6 protein-coding genes and 1 pseudogene are annotated in these 8549 nt (G+C 71.8%); all 7 read right to left on the bottom strand.

Annotated features, from left to right (window positions below; genetic code table 11):
* Positions 1–805, bottom strand: a pseudogene (locus FV218_RS21030) (undecaprenyl-phosphate glucose phosphotransferase); the annotation flags it as partial.
* Positions 806–1022: 217 nt separating this feature from the next.
* Positions 1023–2174 (bottom strand): heparan-alpha-glucosaminide N-acetyltransferase domain-containing protein, encoded by a 1152-nt coding sequence (locus FV218_RS21035; RefSeq protein WP_147711417.1) that lies wholly within the window; start codon positions 2172–2174, stop codon positions 1023–1025.
* Positions 2171–2434: a hypothetical protein gene (locus FV218_RS21040; RefSeq protein ID WP_246685221.1), complete on the bottom strand. Its 264-nt coding sequence runs from the start codon at positions 2432–2434 to the stop codon at positions 2171–2173. The genes FV218_RS21035 and FV218_RS21040 overlap by 4 nt, the downstream gene beginning before the upstream one ends.
* Positions 2435–2478: 44 nt before the next feature.
* Positions 2479–3957 (bottom strand): DUF3526 domain-containing protein, encoded by a 1479-nt coding sequence (locus FV218_RS21045; RefSeq protein WP_147711418.1) that lies wholly within the window; start codon positions 3955–3957, stop codon positions 2479–2481.
* A 47-nt stretch (positions 3958–4004) separates the two neighbouring features.
* Complete coding sequence (locus FV218_RS21050) at positions 4005–5393, bottom strand: DUF3526 domain-containing protein (protein WP_147711419.1); 1389 nt, start codon at positions 5391–5393, stop codon at positions 4005–4007.
* Complete coding sequence (locus FV218_RS21055; protein WP_147711420.1) at positions 5390–6112, bottom strand: ABC transporter ATP-binding protein; 723 nt, start codon at positions 6110–6112, stop codon at positions 5390–5392. Before FV218_RS21055 ends, FV218_RS21050 begins: the two co-directional genes overlap by 4 nt.
* Positions 6112–8256: a TonB-dependent siderophore receptor gene (locus FV218_RS21060; protein WP_147711421.1), complete on the bottom strand. Its 2145-nt coding sequence runs from the start codon at positions 8254–8256 to the stop codon at positions 6112–6114. Before FV218_RS21060 ends, FV218_RS21055 begins: the two co-directional genes overlap by 1 nt.
* Positions 8257–8549 lie beyond the last annotated feature (293 nt).

Genomic DNA, 8549 nt, shown 5'->3' on the forward strand with positions numbered 1-8549 from the left:
GCTTGGCGAGCATCTGGAGGATGCGGTCCTCGGCGGCGATGGGGATGGTGAAGATGATGAGGTCGAGGCGGGTGGTGCGGGCATAGGCGACGAGGTCGTCGACGGTGCCGAGCTTGGGGTAGCCCGCTACCACGGTGTCGGAGCGCCGGTCGCCGCGGTCGTCGAACACGCCGACGATGCGGATGCCGGACTCGGCCTGACCGTCGAGGGCGCGGATGAGGTCCTCGGCCACGGGCCCGCCGCCGACGATGGCCGTGCGCCGGTCGAAGCGGCCGTGCCGCATTCGCGTCCCGACGAGGCGGGCGACGGCGAAGCGCCCGGCCAGGAGCAGGACGAGGCCGCCGCCGTAGAGGTTCGCGAGCCAGGCCCGGGCGCAGGGATCGGCGGCCTCCGCCAGGAGAAGGCCGGCGGCGACCGCGAGGACGGCCGCCGTCCAGGCCGCCGCGAGCCGCAGGCCCGTGCGGACGAACCGGCGTACCGCGTCGATGCGATAGGCGCCGGCGGTCTGGAACAGGACGACGGCCAGGATGGCGACGCCGGCGGCGGCGGCGACGGAGCGGAACGAGAGTGGAGCGAGGCAGGACGGGGACAGGCGCTGAACTGCGACACCGAGGGCAACGATGAGGAGGAACTCGCCGATCCGGATGCAATCGGCGAGCACCACGGGGGAGATCGGCTCTCCCCTCCCGGCGGATCTCCGCCCCGGCCTCCGCGGCGCCCCGGCGGGCAGCGTCGCGGGACCGGCGGCCTGCCGGTCCGTCTGGCCCGCCGCTTCCAGCAGGGCGCGGACGTCGAAGGCGGCCATCGAAGCCTCCCAGTTCTCGGGGCTCCGCCCGCGTCATGGCATTCGGGGTGCCTCATGAAACGCCCGGTCATGGCCGGCCCCAGTCCGGGGCAGCACGGCACGAGGGGCATTCCGTGAGGGTTCGCACGTCCGAAAACCCATGGCAGGGCCGCCTGACGGAACGTTTAACGCGATCCGCCGGATCGCGTGCGATCGGGCCGCGCCTGGGGATACGGTCTCAGAAGTAGCTGACCCAGGCCGCGGTGCTCCGGCGCTTGAGCCGGACGGCCCAGCGGCAGGCGGGGTAGAGCGCCAGGCCCAGACCGCCGGCGATGAGCCAGAGGGAGCCTGCGTCCGGTGCCTCGATCCGCCCGGAGGGGCCACCGTACCCGGCGTGGAGCAGCCCGTCATGGAGCAGGCGCAGGGCGTAGAGGTGCGCCACGTAGAAGAACAGCGGCACGCCGCCGAAGGTGCGGAGCCAGTCGAGCCGGCGCGGCGGGACCGCTTCCAACGCTGCCAGCCCGACGAATCCGAGGCCGAGGGTCGCAAGGAGGAAGCAGGCCGAGGGCGGGTACTTCGTCAGGTTCAGGAACCCCATGAGCGTCGCGTCCCAGGTGGCGCCTATCTGCCACGGCACCGGCTCGCCGTAGCCGTTGAGGCCGCGCAGGATCGTGAACCCCGCCAGGGCCGCCGTCCCGAGGCCGAGGAGCCGGCGACGGCGAAGCGGAGCCGGATCGGCGAACCAGGGCCCCAGGGCATAGCCGGCCGCGATGACTCCGATCCAGGGCAGGATAGGATAGGAAGTGCGGGCCACTCCCCAGGGCAGGTCGATGAACCCGCGCTGGTGCAGGATCGCCCAGAGGGTGTAGCCGGGCTCGCCCGGCACGAACACCAACGGCGTCAGCAGGTTGTGCCCGAGCACGATCGCCAGGGCGACGCCGGTGAGCGCCGCGCGGGGCAGCCACAGCAGGCCCGCCAAGGCGATCATGCTGACGCCGATGGCCCAGATCACCTGGAGGTAGAGGATCGGCGGCAGGAGGCTGCGCGTCCAGGCGACGTTCACCAGGGTGACCTCGATCAGCATCAGGATCAGGCCGCGCTGGAGCAGGAAGGCCGAGGCCCTGGCCCGGTCGCCGTGCTTCTCGGCGTAGAGGCTGGCGGACAGGCCGGTCAGCAGGACGAAGACCGGCGCGCAGAGATGCGAGGCCGCCCGGCTCCAGAACAGGCCGGGGTCCGTCGCGGTAAGATCCATCGGGTCGCGGACCTGATGATGCAGGTAGAAGAAGTCCCGCACGTGATCCACGAGCATGAGCAGCATCACGAGCCCGCGCAGGGCATCGATGGACCCGATGCGCGGGCCGGTCCGCAGGCTCGCCTCGGTGTCCGTCATCGCTCCGCCCCCTCGTCCAGGGTGTGGAGCAGCTTCTGCACGCAGCCCGCCGCCCAGACCGTGCCGCCCCGGGGCTTGCGCACGCCGCGCCGCGTCATGGCGCGGGCGATGCCGCTCGGCGTCCTGAACCCCTCCGCCCGGATCTCCATCAGGATCGGCGCGAGGCCGCGCGCGAACCCCCGCGCGCGGGCCTTGGCGGCCCGACGCCCGGCATCGCCGGAGCGGAGGGGGCGCGGTCCGGCACCGGATCCATCGGGCATGGGGTCCATCGCGGTTGGGAGCATGGAGCGCGGCGCGGTCCGTCTCATGCCGGCCAGATCCTCAGCCGGACCCAGGCAGCCAGCGCGAGGCCGACACCCACGGCGGTGAGCCACGCCAGGGCGCGCAGGGACGCATCGCGCCCGGCGTCGAGATCCAGGGTGGGCTGGAATCGGGGCACGGCGTCGTAGGCGTCGAAGTCGAGCCGGGCCTGGCAACCGGCGCAGACCGGCACCGGGTTCAGGGCCTGCGCGACGATGCGCGGCTCGAAGAACGCCCGCAGGGTCCGCCGGTAGGCGGCGGCCGAGGCGAGGAAGGCGGCGTGTCGCCCGGCATCGGTCCCGGCGGCGCCCTGGAGGGCGAAGTCGAACGTGGTGACGGGCGAGGCCAGGGCGAGCCACCGGCTCAGCGCGGCGATCTGCCGGTCATACGTGCGAAAGCTTTCGCGATGGGCGTCGAGCTCGGCGTCGTAGTGGGCGTCGCGGGCGAGGCGCTTGATCTCAGGCGCCTCGACGAGGTCGGCTCGCTCCGCCGCACCAGGGATTCGGTTCAACCACTGGGCCGTCAGCCGCGGCCCCGCGCTGCCATTGATGAAGGCGTCCTGCACCTGCCGGCTCGCATCGATGGCGGCGATGCGCGAGGGTTTGTTCGTGAAAAGATCGGCCGCGAGGGAGGCCGCCGCCGGGACCACCACCGTGAACAGGGTCCAGGCCAGGACGAGGATCGACAGGGCGGCCACGGCGCCCCGCCACAGGGTCGCGACGAGGGCACAGGCGGCGACCCACAGGAGGATGTAGGCGGCGAGCGTGCCCGCCAGCAGCGCCAGGGTGGTGGTGGTGCCGACGACGGACCGGATCGCCCCCGTCGCCCAGAGGGCGAACCCGGCTTGCGCCAGGATCGCGGCCACGAGAATGCCTGCCACGGCTCCGAATTTCGCCCCCGCCACGGCGCGCGGCCCGATGGGCTGGGCGGCGATCAGGCGGAGCGTACCGGAATCCCCCTCGGCCGAGAGGCGGGTCCCGGCGAGGGCGATGACGGCGAGCGGCACGAGGACGGCGAGCACGAAGGCGAAGTCGAAGGCGCCGAGCTTGAGCCGCGCCGCCGACCCGAGTTCGTAGGCGACATCGTCGAAGACGGTACTCGACCCGAAACTCACCCGCACGAGCGCCGGCTGCACGTCGGACTGCCCGGTCGCGAGGGCCGCGAGGGGGCTCGGTGGCTTGACGGCGTGGACGGTGAGGAACTGCGTCATGTAGCCGAAGGCGTTGGTCGGGTCCTGCCAGGCGTTGATCTTGACCGGCGTTGGCTGCACGTAGCGGGCGAAGGTCTCGCGGGCGGTGGCGACGGCGCGCGCTTCCTCCGCGGCTGCCCCCGCGAGGGCGGCGCGCTCGGCGTCCACCCGCGCGGCGCCCATGTGGGCGCCGAGCAGCAGGGCGGCGAACAGGGTCGCGAGCACCGCCCAGGTCAGCTTTTCGCACAGGACCATGCCGGTCTCGACGGCGAGGAGGCGGAGGGCGCGGCTCATAACTTCACCGCTCTCATAACTTCACCGCTCTCATGGCTTCATGATTTTCATGGCTTCAGCCGCCGGATCGCCAGGGCGGCGGCCCCGCCGAGGACGGCGAGCCACGCCGCCAGGATGGCGAAGGGCACGGCGAACGTCGCGCCGGCCAGGGGCATCGGGACATAGTCGAAGGGCGGCACCGTCTCCCAGAGGTCGTGGCCGGCGGTGTAGCGGCGCTCCCCGCCCTGCGGATTGTCGATGATCGCCCGGTTCATCCGCTCCGAGATTCCCCGCCGGTAATGTTCGGCGGCCCAGACGAAGCGGACGTGCTGGGGGAAATCCGTCCCCGCGAGGGTGGCGGAGAGCGCCTGGAGGGCGATGCGCGGGGACAGGAGCCCGGCCCAGGCATAGGCCCGCTCCTGGCGCAGCAGGCTGTCGAAGAAGGCGCCGAACGCGGCGTCGAACACCGCGAAATTGTGCTGCTCGTTCTCGCTGCTCAGCAGGCCGCGCAGATCGACGGGCAGGGCGTCGGGCGCCGTGACGCCGTAGCGGGCGAGGATGGCCTTGGCGCGTTCGTCGCTGGCCTCCGCCGTGCGGTGGCCCCGGACCGCATCGTCGATCCGGGCACGGGTGTCGCGGTAGGACAGCGCCGGCGCGGCGGCTTCGACCCCGACGGTGGCGAGGCGGGGGGCCGCCACGCACAGCAGCACCCAGGCCAGCAGGGACGCGGCGAGCGCCGCCCGCGCCGTACGGGCCGTGAGCGACAGGGTCATGGCGAGGATCAGGAACGCGGCCGCATAGGCGAGCTGCACGGCCACCCACGGGACGAGGCGCGGCCACACCTCCCAGCCGGGTGCGTCGAGGCTCGCCGCCGCGAGGCCGCCGAGGACCAGCAGCGGCAGCCCGACGACGAGGGCGAGCGCGGAGAGGAGCGCGGCGAGACGGGCCGTGAAGAGCCGGCCCGGCGCGGCGCCGTTGCCGAGGGCCAGCCGCAGGGTGCCGCGCTCGCGGTCGGCGGCAAAGGCCGAGAAGCCGAGCAGGATCGCGAAGAGCGGCACGATGAGTTGGACGATGTCGGCGACGCTGCCGAGGCCGGCGCGCGCCAGGGGATTGGCGTCCTGCACCGCACGGAAGACCGCATCGTTGAACAGGTGGGCCTCGATGCGGACCATGCGACCGGTATAGGGCTCGACGCCGGGATCGAGGATTGCGAGGGGCGCGGACGGCTTGAACACCCACAGGCCGTAATGGTCGGCCGAATGCGGGGTCTTGGCATCCTGGCCGAGCCAGCGGCCGCGCTCGGCCTGGGTGATCCGCTGGACATCGTCGGCGTCGCGGACGGCCTGCCGCCAAGCCCCGACGAGGGCGACGCTCAGGAGGACCACGAGGACGGCACCGATCCAGCGCAGGCGGGCGTCGCGCAGGAGCTGGCCGAGTTCGGCCCGGACCAGCCTCACGACGCGAGCCGCTCGATGTACAGGCGTTCCAGGGCCGCGTGGTCGAGGCGCGCGGGGTCGATCTCCTCGACGATGCGGCCGGCCTGCAGCACGCCGACCCGGTCGGCCACTTCCTTGACCCGGTAGAGGTCGTGGGTCGCCATCAGCACCGTGGTGCCGCGGGCGGCCGCCGCGCGGATCACGGACGAGAAGTCCGCCGACGCGCTCGGGTCGAGGCCCGAGGTCGGCTCGTCGAGGAGCAGCAGGCGGGCGCGGCGCGCCAGGGCGATGGCGATGCCGACCTTCTGGCGCATGCCCTTGGAATAGCTGGCCGCCTTGCGCGTGTGCGCCTCGAGCGCGAGGCCGGCCTGCCCGAGCAGGCGGTCCGCTTCGTCCCGGGCGAGCGCGAGCCCCGCGAGCGTCGTGAAGTAGCGCAGGTTCTCCCGGCCCGAGAGCCCCGGATAGAGCGCCACCTGCTCGGGAATGTAGGCGATGGCCGCCCGCGCCGCGATGGGGGCGGCGCCGGCATCGATCCCGCAGACCCGGACCGTGCCGGTATCCGCCCGGAGGAAGCCGAGGATGAGGTTGATGGTCGTGGTCTTGCCGGCGCCATTGGGACCGAGCAGGGCGAAGACCTCGCCGGCGCGAAGCGTCAGGGTCAGGCCGTCGAGGGCCGTGCGGCCGCCGAAGCGCTTGACCACGTCGCGGATCGCCAGGACCGGATCGGGTGCGTACCTCATCAGAACCGCACCGAGACGGTGCCGGTGAAGCGCCGCGGCGCGCCCGGATAGACCCGGAACACGTTGAGCGAGCTCTCGTAGATCTCACTGTCGAAGATGTTCTCGACGTTGAAGCCGAAGCGGATGTTTTCGTAGCGGTAATAGGCGAGCGCGTCGGCGACGACATAGGCCGGCAGGACGAAGCCGGTGCCGCTCGCGTCGCCGGCGCGTTCGCCGACTCCGCGCACGCCGCCGCCGATCCCGAGGCCCGCGTAGGGGCCGGACTGGACCTCGTAGACGGCGAGCAGGCTGCCGCTGTGCTTGGGGATGTTGATGAGCGCCGCCCCCACCGGCAGGACGTTGTCCTTCGTCACCACGGCGTCGGCGTAGACGTAGCCGCCGATGAGGCGCAGCTCCGGCGAGATCTGGCCCGTGGCCGTGAATTCGAAGCCCTGGCTGCGCACTCCGCCCGCCGCGAGGGAGAATCCGCTGTTGTTGGGGTCCGGGGTCAATACGTTCTCGCGCTCGATGCGGAACGCCGCGCCCGTGAGGCCGAGGGCTCCGCCGTAGAGGTCGAGCTTGGCCCCGACCTCGTAGCCGATGCCGGTCTCGGGCGCGAACGGCACCCCCCGCGAGGCCGCCGCCGCATCGGGGCCGATGTTCGGCCGGAAGCTGGTGCCAACATTGGTGTAGAGGGCGAGTTCGGGGAGCGGCTGGTAGACGAGGCCGGCGCGGGGCGTCGCGGCGGCCCGCGACTGCTCGACGTCGCTGCGCGGGATGCGCTCGCGGAACGACTGCTCGAAGAAGTCGAATCGCACGCCGAGCAGCGCCTTCCATTCGGGGCTGAGCGCGATCTGGTCCTGGGCGTAGAGGGCGGTGTTCGTCACCCGCTCGAGGTTGTTGCGCGGAATAGTGTACGGCGGCAGGGGCTGGCCGTAGCGCGGGTTGTAGATGTCGATGGCGAACGGGTTCTGGCGGACGTTCGAGCGCAGGTAGACCGTGCGGCTGTCGGTGCTCTCGCGCTCGAAGCCGAGGAGCAGGGTGTGCGCCAGGGGGCCGGTGGCGAAGCGCCCGACCACCTCGGCCTGGCCGATGGCGGTGTCCCAGCGGTAATCGCGGAAATTCCTGTCGCGGGAGACGGTCCGGTTGTCGGCCGCGATGCCTCGGACCTCGGCGGATTCGCCCTCCAGGGTCCCGGTGTTGAAATGCGCGCCGAGCCGCATCTGCCAGTCGGCGTCGAAGCGGTGCTCCAGGCGCACCTGGAGGGTGTCCGAGGTCTGCTCCGTGCTCTGGCCGGGCTCGCCGAGGAAGCGCGAGATCGGCAGGAAACCGAGCTGTTTGTTGATGGCGATCACGCCGCGATCGAACACGATGCGGTTGCGGACGAACTCGGTTTCGACGGTGACCTTGGTGTCAGGCGTGATCTGCCAGCTGAGGGACGGCGCCACGAACAGGCGGTCGCCGTCCACGTAATCGCGAAAACTGTTCTGGCGCCCGCCCGCGAAGTTGAAGCGGTACTGGACCGTCTTGTCCTCGTTGAGGGCGCCGCCGGCATCCACGGTGCCGCGGAACTGCTCGAAGCTGCCCCACAGGCCGCCCATCTCGACGAAGCGTTCGGCGGTCGGCTGCTTGGTGATGATGTTGACCACGCCGCCCGGATCGCTGCGCCCGAACAGGGCGCCGCCCGCGCCCTTCAGCACCTCGATGCGCTCGACGTTCTGGGTGTCGGGCGGCGGCGGGAAGCCCCGGTTGATGGCAAAACCGTTCTTGAAGATCTCGGAGGTGGTCACCCCGCGCACGGCGTAGCTGAACACCGTCAGGCCGCCGAAATTGTTCTGCTGGGCGACGCCGGGGGTGTAGTTGAACACCCGGTCGACCCGCGTGGCGGCCAGATCGGTGATGACCTCGCGCGAGGCCACGGTGACGGTTTGCGGCACGTCGCGCTGGGGGGTGTCGGTCTTCGTGCTGCTCACCGCCCGGGCCGCGCTGAAGCCCGGCGTCGGGCCGATCAAGCCGATGGCGCCCTCCGGAACGTTGAGCCCGATACCGGCACCCTCCACCGTGAGGGTGTCCAGGGTGACCGCCGCCTCCTCGGCCCGGACGGAGGGCGTGAGGGACAGGGCGGCGAGGGCGACGCCCAGGCGCAGGCCACATTTCAGGAGCATCGGGTCATCTCGGGCGGGATGGCGGCCGTTCCAATCCGTCGCCCGACAACCGTGCAAAGCCGGTGCCGGGCAACCGGGCTGGATGGTGAGTGAAACATTATTACGTTTCGAGGCTTGGCCGTGCAAGTCGTTTTGTCTACGACCAGGGCCCGTCGAACCGCGTGCGCAGGTGATCGTCCATGGGGAGCCTTCAGGTCAGGCGGCGGCGCGTCGGGAAAGGGGCTCGTGCCGTGCCGCCGGGAGCGTCCCAGACCTCCGGGGCGGGCCGGGGCGGGGTTCGGGCCGGTCAGGGC

This window comes from Methylobacterium sp. WL69 (assembly GCF_008039485.1).
Taxonomy (GTDB): domain Bacteria; phylum Pseudomonadota; class Alphaproteobacteria; order Rhizobiales; family Beijerinckiaceae; genus Methylobacterium.

What these genes read in the sequence shown, in the direction of transcription:
- FV218_RS21035 (WP_147711417.1), bottom strand. Translation starts at nt 2,174, where the DNA reads ATGACGGACACCGAGGCGAGCCTGCGGACCGGCCCGCGCATCGGGTCC.
- FV218_RS21040 (WP_246685221.1), bottom strand. Translation starts at nt 2,434, where the DNA reads ATGCCCGATGGATCCGGTGCCGGACCGCGCCCCCTCCGCTCCGGCGAT.
- FV218_RS21060 (WP_147711421.1), bottom strand. Translation starts at nt 8,256, where the DNA reads ATGCTCCTGAAATGTGGCCTGCGCCTGGGCGTCGCCCTCGCCGCCCTG.
- FV218_RS21045 (WP_147711418.1), bottom strand. Translation starts at nt 3,957, where the DNA reads ATGAGCCGCGCCCTCCGCCTCCTCGCCGTCGAGACCGGCATGGTCCTG.
- FV218_RS21055 (WP_147711420.1), bottom strand. Translation starts at nt 6,112, where the DNA reads ATGAGGTACGCACCCGATCCGGTCCTGGCGATCCGCGACGTGGTCAAG.